This is a genomic window from Streptomyces milbemycinicus (assembly GCF_002154605.1).
Lineage (GTDB): Bacteria > Actinomycetota > Actinomycetes > Streptomycetales > Streptomycetaceae > Streptomyces > Streptomyces milbemycinicus.
In genome coordinates this window covers 1-17,844 of the sequence record NZ_MUNE01000198.1, presented here as the reverse complement: position 1 = coordinate 17,844, position 17,844 = coordinate 1, and the positions used below count along the sequence as shown (strand labels likewise).

The following is a 17,844-nucleotide window of genomic DNA, read 5'->3' as shown; positions in this document are numbered from 1 at the left end:
TCCCGGGGGCCGCCCCGGCTTGCGGTCAGTGCCCGTTGCCGTCGAGCGCGGCCCTGACCAGATCGTCCAGGTCCATCGCGTCGATCGAGTCCCCCGGAGCCTGCTCCGCCGTCGCCGTCGGATGGCCGGCCAGCTGCAGCAGGGGCTCCAGCAGCCCGACCTCGCGCAGCCGGGCGAGGGGTACGGAGGTCAGCAGCGCCCGGATCTCGTTCTCCCGCTCGTCGGCGGGGGAACCGCCGGCCGTCTCGGGGACGAGCTCCCGCAGCACATGCTCGGCGAGGGCGACGGGTGTGGGGTGGTCGAAGACGAGGGTGGCGGGCAGGCTCAGCCCGGTGGTGACGGTGAGCTGATTACGCAGCTCGATCGCGGCCAGCGAGTCGAAGCCGAGGTCCTTGAAAGCCCGTTCGGCGCCGACGGCCTCGGGCCCCGTATACCCCAGCACCCCGGCGACCTGGGCGCGGACCAGGTCCAGCACCACCCGGGGCCGCTCCGCCGCGGGCCGCCCGAGCACCCGCTCCCGCAGCTCGGCCGCGGCCGACGCCTGGTCGCGCGGCGAGACGGTGGCGCCCGCGGTCAGCTCCGCGTACCGGGGCAGCTCCCGCAGCAGCGGGCTGGGCCGCAGGGTGGTGAAGGCGTGGATGAACCGGGCCTGGTCGATATCGGCGACCACGGAGGTGGGTTCTTCGGAGCCCACCGCGCTGCGCATGGCCGACAGCGCCGCCTCCGGGGCCATCGCGGCCACCCCGGTGCGGTGCGATGTCTCCTCGGCGCGGGCGCTCGCCGCCATGCCGCCACCGGCCCAGGCGCCCCAGGCCACCGAGGTGGCGGGCAGGCCCTGGTCCCGGCGCCGCTCGGCCAGCGCGTCCAGCACCGCGTTGGCGGCTGCGTAGTTGGCCTGGCCGGCGTTGCCCACGGCGCCGGACGCGGAGGAGAACAGCACAAAGGCCGTCAGGTTCAGGTCCCGCGTCAGCTCGTCCAGGACGGTCGCCGACTCCACCTTGGACCGGAACACCGTCTCGAACCGCTGGGGCGAAAGACCGTCGAGGACCCCGTCGTCCAGCACCCCCGCCGCGTGCACCACGGCGGTCAGCGGGCAGTCGCCGGGGATGTCCGCCAGCAGGTCCGCCACCTGTCGGCGGTCGGCCACGTCGCAGGCCACGATGGACACCCGGGCTCCCGTCCCGGCCAGCTCGGACCGCAGCTCCTCGGCCCCTTCGGCCTCGGGGCCGCTGCGGCTGGCCAGCAGGATGTGCTCGGCGCCACTGCGGGCCAGCCACCGGGCGACATGGCCGCCCAGTGTCCCGGTGCCGCCGGTGACGAGCACCGTGCCCGAGGGCCGCCAGCCGTCCTCGGGCGGGGCGCCGACCGGCCGTCGCAGTCGGCGGCCGAACACGCCGGACGCGCGCACCGCGACCTGGTCCTCGGCCGGCTCCGTGCCGCCGGGCCGGCCCAGCACCGCGGCGAACCGGGCGGCGATCCGCCCGTCCAGCTCCTCGGGCAGATCGACCAACCCGCCCCAGCGCTGCGGGTGTTCGAGCGCGGCCACCCGGCCGAGCCCCCATACCGCGGCCTGCCGCGGGCCGGCCACCCGCTCCGTACGGCCGACCGACACCGCACCCCGGGTGACACACCACAGCCGAGCCTCGACCTCGGCATCGCCCAGGGCCTGCACCAGTACGGCGGTCAGCGCGAGTCCCGGCGGGACGACCGGCCCCGCGGAGTCGGCCACGGCCAGCAGCGACACCACACCGGCCGGCCGCGGCCCCTCGGCCATCTGTGCCCGCAGCCGCTCGGCCAGCGCCGCGCGGTCCGGTGCGGTGACCTCCAGCCGTACGGTCTCGGTGCCCAGCGCCTCGACCACCGCGTTCACCCAGGGGTCATCGGCGTGTCCGGCCGGGACCACGGCGAGCCAGGTCCCCGAGGGGGCGCCCGGTGCCGGGCCGGTGAGCGGCTTCCAGCCGATCCGGTAGCGCCAGCTGCCGACCACCGACTGCTCATGGCGCCGACGGCGCCAGGACGAGAGCGCGGGCAGGACCTTCGTCAGCGCCTCGTCGTCGACGTCGAGTGTCGTCGCCAGCGAGGCGATGTCCGCCTGGTCGGCCCGTTCCACGGTGGCCCAGAAGTCCGCGTCCGCCGTATCGGGGGCCGAATCGGGAGCCGTCTCCTGACCGGCGGCCTCCTCGGGCCAGAAGCGCTGCTGCTGGAAGGGGTAGGTGGGCAGGTCGACCGGTCGGGCGCCGGAGGGGGCGAAGAAGCCCGCCCAGTCGACGCCGACGCCGTGGGTGTGCAGCCGGGCCACCGCCGCCACCAGGGTGGCCTCCTCGCCGCGCGTCCTGCGCAGCGCGGGGACGAGCAGGGCGTCGGCCGGCCGTTCCCCGAGGGTTTCCCGCGCCATGGCGGTCAGTACGGCGTCGGGCCCCACCTCCAGGAAGGTGGTGACGCCCTCGGCGGCGAGCCGGCTGACACCGTCGGCGAACCGCACGGTACGGCGGATGTGCTCCACCCAGTACTCCGGTGCGCACACCCGCTCGGCCGACACCACGTCGCCCGTCAGATTGGATACCAGCGCGATCCGTGGCGCCTCGAGCGACAGGCTTCGCACCACCCGCCCGAACTCCGCCAGCATCGGCTCCATCAGCGCGGAGTGGAACGCATGGCTGACCGTCAGCCGCCTGGTCTTGCGGCCCTGCTCCTCGAACCGGGCCGCCACATCCAGTACGGCGGCCTCGTCGCCCGCCACGACCACCGAGCGCGGACCGTTCACGGCCGCGACCGAGACCCGCTCGCCCAGATGGGGAGCCACCTCCTCCTCGGTGGCCTGCAACGCCACCATCGCTCCCCCGGACGGCAGCTCCTGCATCAGCCGGCCGCGCGCGGCCACCAGGGCACACGCGTCCGGCAGCGAGAACACCCCCGCCACATGGGCCGCCGCGATCTCGCCGATCGAATGCCCCGCCAGATAGTCCGGGACGATCCCCCAGGACTCCAGCAGCCGGAACAGCGCCACCTCGACCGCGAACAGCGCGGGCTGGGTCCACCGCGTCTCGTCCAGCGCCTCCGCCTCGGCCGACCCGGGCTGCGCGAACACCACCTCGGACAGTGGCCGTTCGAGGTGCGCGTCCAGATGTGCGCACACCGCGTCGAACGCCTCGGCGAACACCGGGAAGGTCTCGTACAGCTCCCGGCCCATCCCGGCCCGCTGACTGCCCTGGCCCGAGAAGAGGAAGGCGGTCCGGCCACCGGCCGCCGTGTCCTCGATCACCCGTGGGGACGGGCGTCCGTCCGCCACCGCCTCCAGGCCCTCCATCAACTCGTCACGGTCCGCGCTCAGCACCGCGGCCCGCTTCTCGAAGGCCGACCGGGTGGCGGCCAGCGAGAACGCCAGGTCGGCGAGGCCGAGATCCGGGTCGGCGGCGACATGGCGGAGCATCAGCCGGGCCTGGTCGCGCAGCGCCTGGGGGGTGCGGGCCGACAGGGCGACGGGCCACGGCGCGCCGTCACGCAGCGGCGCGGCCGGGGTACGGGCGGGCTCGTCGTCGGGCGCCTGCTCGATGATCGCGTGGGCATTGGTGCCGCTGGCACCGAACGAGGAGATCCCGGCCCGGCGCGGCCGCCCGGTCCCCGGCCACGCGGTGGCCTCGGCGGCCAGTTCCACGGCGCCCGCGGACCAGTCCACATGCGAGCTGGGGGCGTCCAGATGGAGGGTCCTGGGCACCACTCCGTGGCGCATCGCCATGACCGTCTTGATCACACCCGCGACGCCCGCCGCCGACTGCGTATGCCCGATGTTGGACTTGACCGAGCCGAGCAGCAGGGGCTGGTCGGGGGCGCGGTCCTGACCGTAGGTGGCCAGCAGCGCCTGGGCCTCGATCGGGTCGCCGAGGGTGGTGCCGGTGCCGTGGGCCTCGACCACGTCCACGTCCGCGGGGGACAGTCCGGCGTTCGCGAGGGCGCGGCGGATGACCCTGCGCTGCGAGGGGCCGTTGGGGGCGGTCAGCCCGTTCGAGGCGCCGTCCTGGTTGACCGCCGAGCCGCGCAGGACCGCCAGGATCCGGTGGCCGTTGCGCCGGGCGTCGGACATCCGCTCCACCACGAGCATGCCGACGCCCTCGGACCAGCCCGTGCCGTCCGCCGCCTCGGCGAACGCCTTGCACCGGCCGTCGGGCGACAGGGCGCCCATGTCGCTGAACTCCACGAAACCCACCGGTGTGGACATCACCGTCACCCCGCCGGCCAGCGCCAGCGAACACTCGCCCGAGCGCAGCGCCTGGGCGGCCAGATGCAGCGCCACCAGCGACGAGGAGCAGGCCGTGTCCACGGTCACCGCCGGGCCCTCCAGGCCGAAGCTGTAGGAGAGACGGCCGGAGATCAGGCTGGCCGCCTGCGCGGTCTGGGCGTGGCCGCGCTGGTCGGCGGGCGGTCGGTAGTCGCCGCTGGTGGCGCCGACGAAGACGCCCGTGTCGCCACCGCGCAGCCTGTGCGGGTCGACACCGGCCCGCTCCAGCGCCTCCCACGCGGCCTCCAGCACCAGCCGCTGCTGCGGGTCCATCACCATGGCCTCGCGCGGCGCGATACCGAAGAAGCCCGGGTCGAAGTCGGCGGCGTCGTACAGGAACCCGCCCGACTGGGCGGTGCTGCGCCCGCGTCCGTCCCGGGTGCCGCCGCTCAGCGTGTCGAGGTCCCAGCCGCGGTCGGTGGGCAGCTGTCCGATGGCGTCGGCCTCGTCCACGACCAGCTGCCACAAGTCTTCGGGCGAGCGTACGCCGCCGGGGTAGCGGCAGCTCATGCCGACGATCACGATCGGGTCGTCGGCGGTGCGGGCGGGCAGCGCCGCCGTGTCGTCGGCGCCGTCCTGCCCGAGCAGTTCGGCGTACAGGTGGTCGGCGAGCGCCGCCGGGGTCGGGTGGTCGAAGGCGAGGGTGGTGGGCAGGGGCAGCCCGGTGGCCCGGGTCAGCTGGTTGCGCAGGTCCACCGCGGTCAGCGAGTCGAACCCGAGGTCCGAGAAGGCCCGGTCGGCCTCGATCGCCTCGGCTCCCCCATGGCCCAGCACCTCGGCGACCTCGCCGCGCACCAGGTCCAGCAGGACGTGGGAGCGCCGGACGCCGGGCAGGCCCAGCAGCCGGGTCCGCAGCTCGGCCGCGATACCGGTCGCACCGGATTCCCCGGTGTCCCGGCCGGCCGCCGCGGACTCCAGCGCCGTACGGGCCTCGGGCAGCGCGGTGAACAGCGCGCTCGGGCGTACGGCGGTGAACGCCGGGGCGAAGCGGTCCCAGGCCACATCCGCGATCGTCACCGCGTCCAGCTCGCCGTCCACCGCCCGGCCCAGCGCGGTCACCGCCAGCCGCGGCGGCAGGGCGGGCAGTCCGCTGAGCCGCAGATGCGCCGCCATCCCGTCGGGGGTGTCGGTGGGTGATGTGGCCCAGGCGCTCCACGCCACCGAGGTGGCAGGGGCCCCGCGCGCCCGGCGCCGGCGGGCCAGCGCTTCGAGAGCGGCGTCCACGGCCGCGTCGGCGGCCCGCCCCGCCACGCCCCAGACCCCGGCGACCGAGGTGAGCAGCACGAAGGCGTCCAGGGGCCGGTCGCCCAGCAGTTCGTCGAGGTGCGCCGCCGCCGCGATCCGGTCCGCCACCGCCGCCGCGAGCGGGGCGGGCCCGAGCGCGTCGATCCGGTCCATGGCGACGGGCGCGACGGGCGACAGGTCGGGCTGTCCGGCGTGCACGACCGCGTCCGGCGGGAACTCGTCGAGCAGCGCAGCCGGGGCGTCGCGGTCGGCCGGGTCGTATGCCCGCGCGGTCACCCGGACGCCCGACTCGGCGAGTTCGACGGCGAGTTCGGCGGCCAGTTCTGCGATGTCGGGCGCGTCGGGGTCCTGCGGGCCGGTCAGCACCAGATGCCCGGCGCCCTCCGCGGCCAGCCACCGGGCAAGCTGCCCGGCCGTAGCGCCGGTGCCGCCGGTGACCCAGACGGTGCCCCGTGGCCGCCACCGCCCGTCGGCGACGGGCGCCGCGGCCCGCACCAGACGCCTGCCGAACACCCCGTTGGCGCGCACCGCGATCTGGTCCTCCGCCAGGTCGCCCGCACCGCCTCCCAGTACGGCCGTGAGCCGGGCACGGGCCCGCTGGTCGGGGGAGCCGGGCAGGTCGACGAGGCCGCCCCAGCGCTCCGGGTGTTCCAGCGCGGCCACCCGGCCCAGGCCCCACACCGCGGCCTGCCCCGGATCCGCCGGGCCGTCACCGCGGCCCACGCGGACCGCGCCCACGGTGGCGCACCACAGCGGTGCCTCGATGCCCGCGTCGCCCAGCGCCTGGATCAAGGCGCAGGTCAGCGCGGTGGCTTCGGACCCCGTCCGCCCGAGGGCGAGCAGGGACAGCACACCCGCGAACGGGCCGTCGCCGGTGCGCACTTCGCCGAGCCTTGCGGCCAGGGCGGCCCGGTCGGCGCCCGCCACTTCGATGCGTACGGTGCCCGATTCCCCCTGGCCCAACTGCTCGGCGACGGCCGCCGGCCACTCCTCGTCGACCGCCCCGGGCTCGTCGGGGGCGGGGACGAGCAGCAGCCAGGTGCCTTCCAGGGCGCCGGTCGGCGTACCGGCGAAGGCCGGGCCGGTCAGCGGTGTCCAGCTCGCCTCGTAGCGCCAGCCGTCCACGACGGACTCGTCGTGGCGGGACCGGCGCCAGGACGACAGCGCGGGCACCACCGCGGTCAGCGAGTCGCCGTCCAGCTCCAGCGTGGACGCCAGCGACTCCAGGTCCTCCCGCTCCACGGCCGACCAGAACTCCGCGTCCACCGGATCGGCCGCCGCGTTCTCCGCCGTGCCCGGCGCCAACTCGGGCCAATACCGCTCGCGCTGGAAGGCATACGTCGGCAGGGTGGTCAGGCGCGCGCCGGTGCCGCCGAAGTACGCCGACCAGTCCACCGGCACCCCGTGCACATGCAGCGCGCCCAGCGCCGCCGTGATCTCGGCCTCCTCGTCGCGGTCCGCGCGCAGCAGCGGGGCCACCAGCGGTTCGGGCCGCTCGTCGGCCAGCGTGTGCCGGGCCATCGCGGCCAGTACCCGGTCCGGGCCCAGCTCGACAAAGGCGGTCGCGCCCGCGTCCCGCAGGGTGCGTACGCCGTCGGCGAACCGTACGGTCTCCCGCACCTGGCGCACCCAGTACGCGGGTGAGCACAGCTCCTCGGCCGTGGCGAGGCGGCCGGTCAGGGTGGAGACGACGGGGATCCGCGGCTCCTGGTACGCCAGGTGTTCGGCCACCGTGGCGAACGGGTCGAGCATCGGCTCCATCAGCGGCGAGTGGAAGGCGTGCGAGACCCGCAGCCGCCTGGTCCTGCGCCCGCGGGACTCCAGCCGCGCGGCGATCCGCGCCACCGCCTCCTCGTCACCGGCGATCACCGTCGCGGCGGGGCCGTTGACGGCCGCGACGGACACCAGCTCGCCGTGTCCGGCGAGCAGCTGGGCGACCTCGTCCTCGGCGGCCTCCAGCGAGACCATCGCGCCACCGGACGGCAGCGCCTCCATCAGCCGTGCCCGCGCCGCCACCAGCCGGCACGCGTCGGCGAGTGAGAGCACCCCGGCGACGTGGGCCGCCGCCAGTTCCCCGATGGAGTGTCCGGCCAGCAGGTCCGGTCGTACTCCCCACGACTCCAGCAGCCGGAACAGGGCCACTTCGACGGCGAACAGGGCCGGCTGGGTGTATCCCGTACGGTCCAGCAGCTCGGCCTCGGCCGTCCCGGTTTCGGCGAAGAACACCTCCCGCAGCGGGCGGTCGAGCTCCACGTCCAGATGGGCCAGTACGTCGTCCAGCGCCTCGGCGAAGGCCGGGAAGCGGTCGTAGAGCTGCCGTCCCATACCGGGCCGCTGGCTGCCCTGGCCGGAGAAGAGGAACGCCGTCCTGCCGCCGGGGGCGCGTATCACCCCGCGGGCCGCCTCCGTGACCCCGTCGTCGGTGGCCAGCAGCACCGCACGGTGGTCGAACGCCGGGCGGCCGGTGGCCAGGGTGTACCCCACGGCCACGGGGGATGGCCGCGGATCGCTCCGTTCAATGAAAGAGGTGAGCCCGCCGAGCTGCGCGCTCAAGCCCTCGGGGCCGCGGCCCGAGACCACCCATGGCACCACGGTCGGGATCTGCTCGGGCTCGTACCGCTCGGCGGGTTCGGCCGTCGGCGCCTGTTCGACGATCACATGGGCGTTGGTCCCGCTGACGCCGAAGGCCGACACACCGGCCCGCCGCCGCCGGCCCCTCCGCGGCCACGGCGTGGCCTCGCGCACCAGCGACACCGCGCCCGATGCCCAGTCCACGTGCGAGGACGGCGTGTCCACATGCAGGGTCCTGGGCAGCACACCATGTCGCATCGCCATGACCATCTTGATGACACCGGCCACCCCGGCCGCGGCCTGGGTGTGGCCGATGTTGGACTTCACGGTGCCCAGCAGCAGCGGTTCCGGGCGCTCCCGGCCGTAGGTGGCGAGCAGGGCGTGTGCCTCGATGGGGTCGCCCAGGGTGGTGCCGGTGCCGTGTGCCTCGACCGCGTCGACGTCGGCGGGCGTCAGCCGCGCGTCGGACAGGGCCTGCCGGATCACCCGCTGCTGCGCGGGGCCGTTGGGCGCCGTCAGCCCGTTGGACGCGCCGTCCTGGTTGACCGCGGTGCCGCGCACCACGCCCCAGACCTCGTGTCCGTTGCGTACGGCGTCCGACAGCCGCTCCAGGACCAGCACCCCGACGCCCTCGGACCAGGCGGTGCCGTCGGCGGTGTCGGCGAACGCCTTGCACCGGCCGTCCGGGGCCAGTCCGCCCTGCACGCTGAACTCGGTGAACGAGTCCGGGCTCGACATCACCGACACGCCACCGGCCAGAACGAGCGAGCACTCGCCGCGCCGCAGCGCCTGGGCCGCCCAGTGCAGCGACACCAGCGAGGACGAGCAGGCGGTGTCGACCGTGACCGCCGGGCCTTCGAGCCCCAGGGTGTACGACAGCCGGCCGGACATCACGCTTGCCGTGTTGCCGGTGGCCACGTGGCCGCGCACATCGGCGGTGGCCTTGCGCAGCACGCCCGCGTAGTCCTGCCCGTTGGTGCCCACGAAGACGCCCGTGTCGCTGCCCCGGAGGGTGGCGGGGTCGATCCCGGCCCGCTCCAGCGCCTCCCAGGAGGTTTCCAGCAGCAGCCGCTGCTGGGGGTCCATGGCAAGGGCCTCGCGCGGGGAGATCCCGAAGAACGCGGCGTCGAAGTCGCCCGCGCCGGGCAGGAAGCCGCCCTCCCGCGTGGCGGAGGCGCCGCCCGCGAGCGCGTCGAGGTCCCATCCCCGGTCGGTGGGGAACGGTGTGATGCCGTCGCCGCCGTCGGCAAGGAGCCGCCACAGGTCCTCGGGCGACGCCACGCCACCGGGGAACCGGCAGCTGACGCCGACGATGGCGATCGGGTCGTCGGCCGCGGAAGGCGCTGCTGAAGCCGCCGGGGCCATGGCGGTGTCCGCCGCCGCGCCGAGCACTTCGGCGAGCAGGAAGTCCGCCAGCGCGTACGGCGTGGGGTAGTCGTAGACCAGGGAGGACGGCAGCGTCAGCCCGGTCTCCGCCGACAGCGCGTTGCGCAGCTCGACCGTGGTGAGCGAGTCGAAGCCCAGATCCCGGAAGGCCTGGTCGGGGGCGATGGTCGTGGTGTCGCCGTGTCCGAGTACGGCGGCCACCCGGCCGCGCACCAGGCCGAGCACGTACGCGCGGCGCTCCGCCTCGGGCAGGCCGGTCAGCCCGCCGTGCAGCCCCTGCCCGTCCGACGGCGCGCCGCCGCGGCCGGTGTCCGTCGCCTCCAGGGCACGCCGTACCTCCGGCAGGTCGGCCACCAGGGGTGCGGGCCGTGCCGTGGCGAACACGCCGAGGAAGCGGTCCCAGTCGATGTCGGCGACGGTCACTACCCGCTCGTCGCGTTCGAGGGCCTGCCGGAGCGCGGCGACGGCCAGCCGCGGGGGCATCGGCGTGTAGCCGCCCCGGCGTACGCGGCCCTCCAGCGCCGCGCCGTCGGCCACCATCCCGGCCTCGGACCACGGTCCCCAGGCGAGGGACGTGGCGGTCAGGCCGCGGTCCCGGCGGCGCTGGGCCAGGGCGTCCAGATAGGCGTTGGCCGCCGCGTAGTTGCCCTGCCCCGGGGCGCCTATGGTGCCCGCGACCGAGGAGAAGAGGACGAACGCGGCGAGGTCGCGGTCCTCGGTCAGCTCGGCGAGGTTGCGGGCGGCCTGTGCCTTCGACCGCATCACGGCGGTGAACCGGTCCGGGGTGAGGGCGTCCACCACCCCGTCGTCCAGGACGCCGGCGGTGTGGATCACGGCCGTCAGCGGAGTGTCGGCGGGGATCCGGTCCAGCACGGCGGCCAGGGCGTCGCGGTCCGCGGCGTCGCATGCCTCGACGGTGACCCGGGCGCCGAGCTCGGTCAGCTCCCGGACGAGGCCGTCCGCGCCCGGGGCGCTCGGCCCCCGGCGGCTGAGGAGCACCAGATGCGCGGCGCCCTCGGCGGCCAGCCAGCGGGCGAGGTGCCCACCGAGCGCACCGGTGCCGCCGGTGATCAGTACGGTGCCGGCCGGGGTGAACTCCCGTGATTCCGCGGACGGTTCGGCAGGTATGCGGGTCAGCCGCCGTACGTAGGCGCCGGAGGCGCGCACCGCCACCTGGTCCTCGCCGCCGGTCCTCGCCAGCACCCCGGCGAGCCGGCGTGCGGCCTTCGGGTCGGGGTCAGCCGGCAGGTCGACGAGGCCGCCCCAGCGCTCCGGGTGTTCGAGGGCGGCCACCCGGCCAAGACCCCATACCGCGGCCTGCGCCGGATCGAGGACCGGCTCGGAGCGGCCGATCGATACGGCGCCCCGGGTGAGGCACCACAGCGGGGCCTCGATGCCCGCGTCACCCAGGGCCTGGACCACCGTGGCAGCCCATGCCGCGACGGTGGCCGGATCGCCCTCGTCGCCGGGCGTGTGGTGCGCGGGCAGCGCCAGGACGCCGGTGAACACCGTGCCCTCGGCGTCGGTTCGGCCCAGCAGCTCGGTCGGCGTGGCCCGGTCCTCGGCCGCGGACTCGACCAGTACGGTCGGCACGCCGAGGCCGTCGAGGACCGCGCGCGCCCAGGTGTCCTCGGCCGCGCCGGGCGGCGCCACGACCAGCCAGCGCCCCGAGAGCGCCGGGGCACCGGACGCGTTGCCGGTGACCGGTTTCCAGGTGATGCGGTAGCGCCAGCTGTCGGTGGCGGACCGGTCGCGGCGCTGTTTGCGCCAGGTCGACAGCGCGGGCACCATCGCCGTCAGCACACCGTCGTCCAGGTCGAGGGCCGTGCCCAGGGTTTCCAGATCGGCCCGTTCCACGGCCGACCAGAACTCGGTGTCCTCGGCCCGCACCGCGTCCAGCACACCGCCGGCGTCCGCCCCGGCGACGGTCTCGGGCCAGAAGCGGCGGCGCTGGAACGCGTAGGTGGGCAGATCGACGCGGTGCGCCCCGGATCCGGCGAAGAAGGCGGTCCAGTCCACGCCGACGCCGTGGGTGTGCAGCCGCGCCAGCGCGGAGACGAGCGCGGACACCTCGGCACGGCCCTTGCGCAGCGCCGGGAGCAGCGCCGTCCGCGGCCGGTCTGCCAGGCTCTCCTGGGCCATCGCGGTCAGCACCCCATCGGGGCCCAGCTCCAGGAAGGCGGTGACGCCCTGTCCGGCCAGCCACTCCACCCCGTCGGCGAACCGCACGGTGCGGCGCACATGCTCCACCCAGTACTCCGGCGAGCAGACCTCCTCGGCCGAGGCCGGCCCTCCGGTCAGGTTCGAGACCAGGGCGATACGCGGGGGCTCGTACGAAAGCCCCTCCGCGACCTGCCGGAACCCGTCCAGCATCGGCTCCATCAGCGGTGAGTGGAAAGCGTGGCTGACGGTCAGCCGCCGGGTCTTGCGGCCCTCCTCGGCGAACCGCGCGGCGATCTGCCCGACCAAGGACTCCTCGCCGGCCACCACCACCGAACGCGGCCCGTTCACCGCCGCGATCGACACTCCCTCACCCAGCCGGGGGACGATTTCGTCCTCCGCCGCCTCGATCGCCACCATGCACCCGCCCGAGGGCAGCTCCTGCATCAGCCGGGCCCGCGCCGCCACCAGCGCGCACGCGTCGGCCTGCGACAGGACCCCGGCCACATGCGCGGCGGCGATCTCGCCGATCGAATGACCCGCCAGACAGTCGGCCGTGATCCCCCAGGATTCGACGAGGCGGTACAGCGCCACCTCGAAGGCGAACAGGGCGGGCTGTGTCCAGCCCGTACGGTCCACAAGCTCCGCTTCCGCCGAGCCCTCCTCGGCGAACAGCACCTCGCGCAACGGCCGTTCGAGGTGGCCGTCCAGATGCGCGCACATCTCGTCCAGGGCCTCGGCGAACACCGGGAACGCCTCGTACAGCTCCCGGCCCATCCCGGCCCGCTGGCTGCCCTGGCCCGAGAAGAGGAACGCGGTCCGGCCACCGGCCGGGCCTCCCTGGACGAGGGCGGCGTGCGGGGCTCCGTCGCGCAGCGCGGTGAGGCCGCCCAGCAGCTCCGCCCGGTCCGCCGCCACGACCGTGGCGCGCCGCTCCAGCGCGGAGCGGGTGGTGGCCAGCGAGAACGCCACGTCCTTCAGGGGCAGCTCGGGCCCCGCCTCCAGCACCGACAGCAGCCGGGCCGCCTGGGCGCGCAGGGCCTCGTCGCCGCGGGCGGAGAGGGTGACGGGCACCGGGGCGGCGAAGGTGCCGGCCTCGGCGGGCTCCGCCGCGCCGGGTGCCTGTTCGAGCACGGTGTGGGCGTTGGTGCCGCTGAGGCCGAAGGAGGAGACGGCCGACCGCCGGGGGCGCCCGGTAGCGGGCCACTCGGCCGGTTCGGTCAGCAGCTCGATGGCGCCAGCCGACCAGTCCACATGGGAGGAGGGCTGATCGACATGGAGGGTGGGCGGCAGCAGCCCCTGGCGCATGGCCATGACCATCTTGATCACACCGGCCACGCCGGAGGCCATCTGGGTGTGGCCGATGTTGGACTTGACCGAGCCGAGCAGCAGCGGGCGTTCGCGGCCCTGCCCGTAAGTGGCAAGCAACGCCTGGGCCTCGATCGGGTCGCCGAGCGCGGTGCCCGTGCCATGGCCCTCGATCGCGTCGATCTCTCCCGCGCTCAGCCGGGCGTTGGCCAGGGCCTGCCGGATCACCCGCTGCTGCGCCGGGCCGTTGGGGGCGGTCAGCCCGTTCGACGCGCCGTCCTGGTTGATCGCGGAGCCGCGGACCAGGGCGAGGACCGGGTGGCCGTTGCGCAGCGCGTCGGACAGCCGCTCGATCAGGACGAGCCCGACGCCCTCGGCCAGGCTCATGCCGTCGGCCGCGTCGGAGTACGCCTTGCAGCGGCCGTCGGCGGCCATCGCCCGCTGCCTGCTGAAGCCCACGAACGCGCTGGGGGTGGCCATTACGCTGACGCCGCCCGCCAGGGCGAGGGAGCTCTCCCCGTCACGCAGCGACTGACAGGCCAGATGCAGCGCCACCAACGAGGACGAGCACGCCGTGTCGAGGGTGACCGCGGGGCCCTCGAGCCCGAACACATAGGACACCCGGCCCGACAGCACACTGGACAGGGTGCCGGTGATCATATGGCCTTCGGAGCCCTCGGCGGCCCCCCGCACACCCGTGGTGTAGTCCTGGTAGCTGGCCCCGATGAACGTCCCGGTGTTGCTGCCGCGCAGCGTGGCCGGGTCGACGCCCGCGCGTTCGAACGCCTCCCACGCGGTCTCCAGCAGCAGCCGCTGCTGCGGGTCCATCGCCACGGCCTCGCGCGGTGAGATCCCGAAGAACGCGGCGTCGAAGTCGGCCACGTCGTGGAGGAAGCCGCCCTGGGTGGAGTACGTCCTGCCCTTGCGGTCCGGGTCCGGGTCGTAGAGCGCTTCGGCGTCCCAGCCTCGGTCCGCCGGGAAGCCGGTGATGGCGTCCCCTCCGCCGACGACGAGATCCCACAGTTCCTCGGGGGACGCGACACCTCCCGGGTAACGGCAGCTCATGCCGATGATGGCGATGGGCTCGTCGTCGGCGACCGCGGTGGCGGGCGCGGGGGCGGACCCGGCCGGGGCGTCCCGGTCGGCGGCGATCAGCACCCGCAGATACGTGGCGAGGGCGGCCGGGCTCGGGTGGTCGAAGACCAGGGTGGTCGGCAGCGTCAGGCCGGTGGCGGCGGCGAGCCGGTTGCGCAGATCGACCGCGGTCAGCGAGTCGAACCCGATGTCGCGGAAGGCCCGTTCCTCCGTAAGCGCCTCCGGCGAACCGTGTCCCAGGACCGCCGCGGCCTCGGTACGGACCAGCTCCAGCAGCAGCCGATCCCGCTCGGCGGCGGGCAGCGACAGCAGCTTCGCGGCGAACTCACCCTCGGCGCCACCGGCCGGCTCGGCGGCCTCCGCCCGCCGCAGCACCTCGGGCACCTCGTCGAACAGGCGCGTCGGCCGCACCGAGGTGAAGACCGGGTAGTAGCGCTCCCAGTCGACATCGGCGACGACCAGCGCGGTCTCGTCGTCGTCCAGGGCCTGCCGCAGCCCGGCCAGGGCCGGTTCAGGGTCCATGAAGACCAGGCCGCTGCGGCGGATCTGCTCCGGGTCGACCCGGCCCAGCCGGGTGTCATCGGACCAGATGCCCCAGGCCAGCGAGGTGGCGGGCAGTCCCCGGGCGCGGCGGTGGTCGGCGAGCGCGCCGAGGAAGGCGTTGCCCGCCACATAGGCCGCGTGCCGGCCGCTGCCCCAGGTCCCGGCCGTGGACGAGTAGAGGACGAGGGCGTCCAGTTCATCGCCGTCGAGCAGTTCGTCCAGATGCCGGGCGCCGGCCACCTTGGCGTTGATGACCTCGGCGAACTCGGCCATCGTGGTCTCGTCCAGGCTGTGCAGCGCGATGCTCGCGGCCGTGTGCACGGCGGTACAGACCGTACGGCCGTCGGCCTTGAGCCGCGCCAGCAGGGCGGCGAGCGCCGCACGGTCCGTGACATCGCAGGCCACGGCCTCGGCCTCGACGCCCAGCTCGGCCAGTTCGGCCACGAGCGCGGGCGCGCCGGGCGCGGCCATGCCCCGCCTGCCGGTCAGCACGATGTGCTCGGCACCCTGTCCGGCCAGCCAGCGGGCCAGATGCGGCGCCAGTGTCCCGGTGCCGCCGGTGATCAGCGTGGTCCCGCGCGGGGTCCAGGGCCGGTCCGGTTCGGTGTCGCCCGCGGGGGCGCGTACGACACGCCGGGCGAGCACACCTGAGGCACGGATGGCGAGTTGGTCCTCGCCGGTGGCCCCCGCCAGAACCGCTGCCAGCCGCTGGGCGGCGCGCTGGTCGAAGGTCTCGGGCAGATCGACCAGGCCGCCCCAGCGGTCGGGATGCTCGAGCGCGGCCGTCCAGCCGACACCCTGCACCTGGGCCTGGACAGGGCTCACCACACGGTCGGAGCGTCCGGTGGACACCGCGCCCCGGGTCAGGCACCACAGCGGCGCCTCGATACGAGCGTCACCGAGGGCCTGGACCAGGGCCACGGTCAGGGCGAGGCCGGCGGCCAGCGCGGGGTGGTCGCTGTGCGGTTCCTCGGCGGCGGCGAGCAGGGAGACGACCCCGGCGATGTCCGGGGAGCCGTCCTCAGAGGGTGCCGTAACCTCGTCGAGGCGCGCCGCCAGCACGGCACGGTCGACGCAGGATTCGTCCAGCGTCAGTCGGCGTACGTCCGCGTCGTGTTCCGCGAGAGCCGCGGTCACCTCGCCGTCCGCGACGCCCTCGGCGGTGACGACCAGCCACGTGCCGGACAGGGACACAGTGGGGACGCCGCGCAGCGGGCGCCAGGCCACCCGGTAGCGCCAGCCGTCCACGGTGGCCCGGTCCTGGCGCCGCCGGCGCCAGGACGACAGCGCGGGCAACACCGCGGCCAGCGAGGTCTCGTCGATATGCAGGGCGGAGGTCAGGGACGCGATGTCCTGTTGCTCGACCGCGGTCCAGAAACGAGTGTCCTCCGGGTCGGCCCGGCCATCCGGATCCGGCCCGGCGGGCAGGGCCCAGAAGTGTTCCCGCTGGAACGCGTAGGTGGGAAGCTCCACATGGTGGGCGTCGCGGTCCGCGAACATCCCCGCCCAGTCGGCCGGCACACCGCGCACAAACACCTGGGCCAGCGAGGTGAGGAACCGGTCGGGACCGCCGTGGTCGCGGCGCAACGTACCGCAGACGACGGCCTGGCAGTCGGTGTCGTCCACCGTCTCCTGAACCCCGACGGTGAGTACGGGATGCGCGCTGACCTCGATGAACGCCCGGTGCTCCTGGGCCAGAAGGGCGCGGATGGCCGGTTCGAAGCCCACGGTCTGCCGCAGATTGCGGTACCAGTAGTCCGCGTCCATGCCCGTGGTGTCCAGCCAGTCACCGGTCACCGTGGAGAAGAACGGCACCTCTGCGGTGCGCGGAGACAGCGGTGCCAGCCGCTCCAGCAGTTCCTCGTGAACCTCCTCGACGTGGGCGGAGTGCGAGGCGTAGTCCACGGCGATCCGCCGGATACGCACCTCTTCGCCGGCCAGCTCCTCGATCAGCTCGTCCAGCGCCTCCCGGTCACCGGACACGACCACCGACCGGGGCCCGTTGACCGCCGCGATCGACACCCGGCCGTCCCACCGCTCCAGCCGCGCCTCGACTTCAGCAACCGGCAGCGGCACCGACGCCATACCCCCAGCACCCGCAAGCCGCCGCGCGATCGCCTGACTGCGCAGCGCCACCACCCGCGCGCCGTCCTCCAGCGACAGCACACCCGCCACACACGCCGCGGCGATCTCACCCTGCGAATGACCCACCACCGCATCCGGCTCCACGCCACAGGAGCGCCACATGGCCGCGAGCGACACCATCACCGCCCACGACACCGGCTGCACCACATCCACCCGCTCCAACGACGGCGCACCATCGACCTGCCGTACGACGTCCATCAGCGACCAGTCGACAAACGGCGCAAGCGCAGCCGCACACTCCCCCAACCGCTCCGCGAACACCGCAGACTCGTCCAGCAGCCGGGCACCCATACCCGCCCACTGCGAACCCTGCCCCGGGAAGACGAACACCGACCTCCCCTCCACATCGGCAACCCCACGCACCACCGCGGCCGACGAGGTGCCCTTGGACAGCGCCTCCAGTTCCCGCCGGAAGTCGTCGATGTGCTCGCCGACGACCACGGCCCGGTGTTCGAACAGCGACCGCGAGGTGACCAGCGAACAGCCGATGTCGGCCGGCGCGGTCCCGGGGTGGCCGTCCAACTGGGAGAGCAGGTTGGCGGCCTGTTCGCGCAACGCGTCGGCGCCGCGGGCCGACAGCACCCACGGGAGAACCCCCGTATCCCGCTCCGGCTCCTCGACAGGGCTCAGCGGCGGGGTCTCGGGCGCTTGCTCGAGCAACGCGTGCGCATTGGTGCCGCTCACACCGAACGAGGAGACGGCGCAGCGGCGCGGTTCTCCGGTGTCCGGCCATGCGACGGGGTCGGACAGCAGCGCCACCGTGCCGGGTGACCAGTCGATATGCGACGACGGTTGCTCTACGTGCAGGGTTTTGGGCAGCATCCCGTGGCGCATCGCCATAACCATCTTGATCACGCTTGCCACACCGGCCGCGGACTGGGTGTGCCCGATGTTGGACTTCACCGAGCCGAGCAGCAGCGGCCGGTCCGGGGCGCGGTCATCGCCGTAGACCGCCTGCAGCGCCTGGACCTCGATCGGGTCGCCCAGCGAGGTGCCGGTGCCATGTGCGTCGAGGGCGTCCACGTCGCCCGCCGACAGGCGCGCGTTGGCCAGGGCCTGCCGGATGACCCGCTGCTGGGACGGTCCGTTCGGCGCCGTCAAACCATTCGACGCAC

The 17,844-nt window shown here is 74.6% G+C and carries 1 protein-coding gene; it reads right to left on the bottom strand.

What is annotated here, in order from left to right; genetic code table 11:
* Positions 1-25: 25 nt before the first annotated feature.
* The coding region (locus CCN51_RS17460; protein ID WP_143675824.1) for a type I polyketide synthase at positions 26-17,844 on the bottom strand (17,819 nt) is incomplete at its 5' end.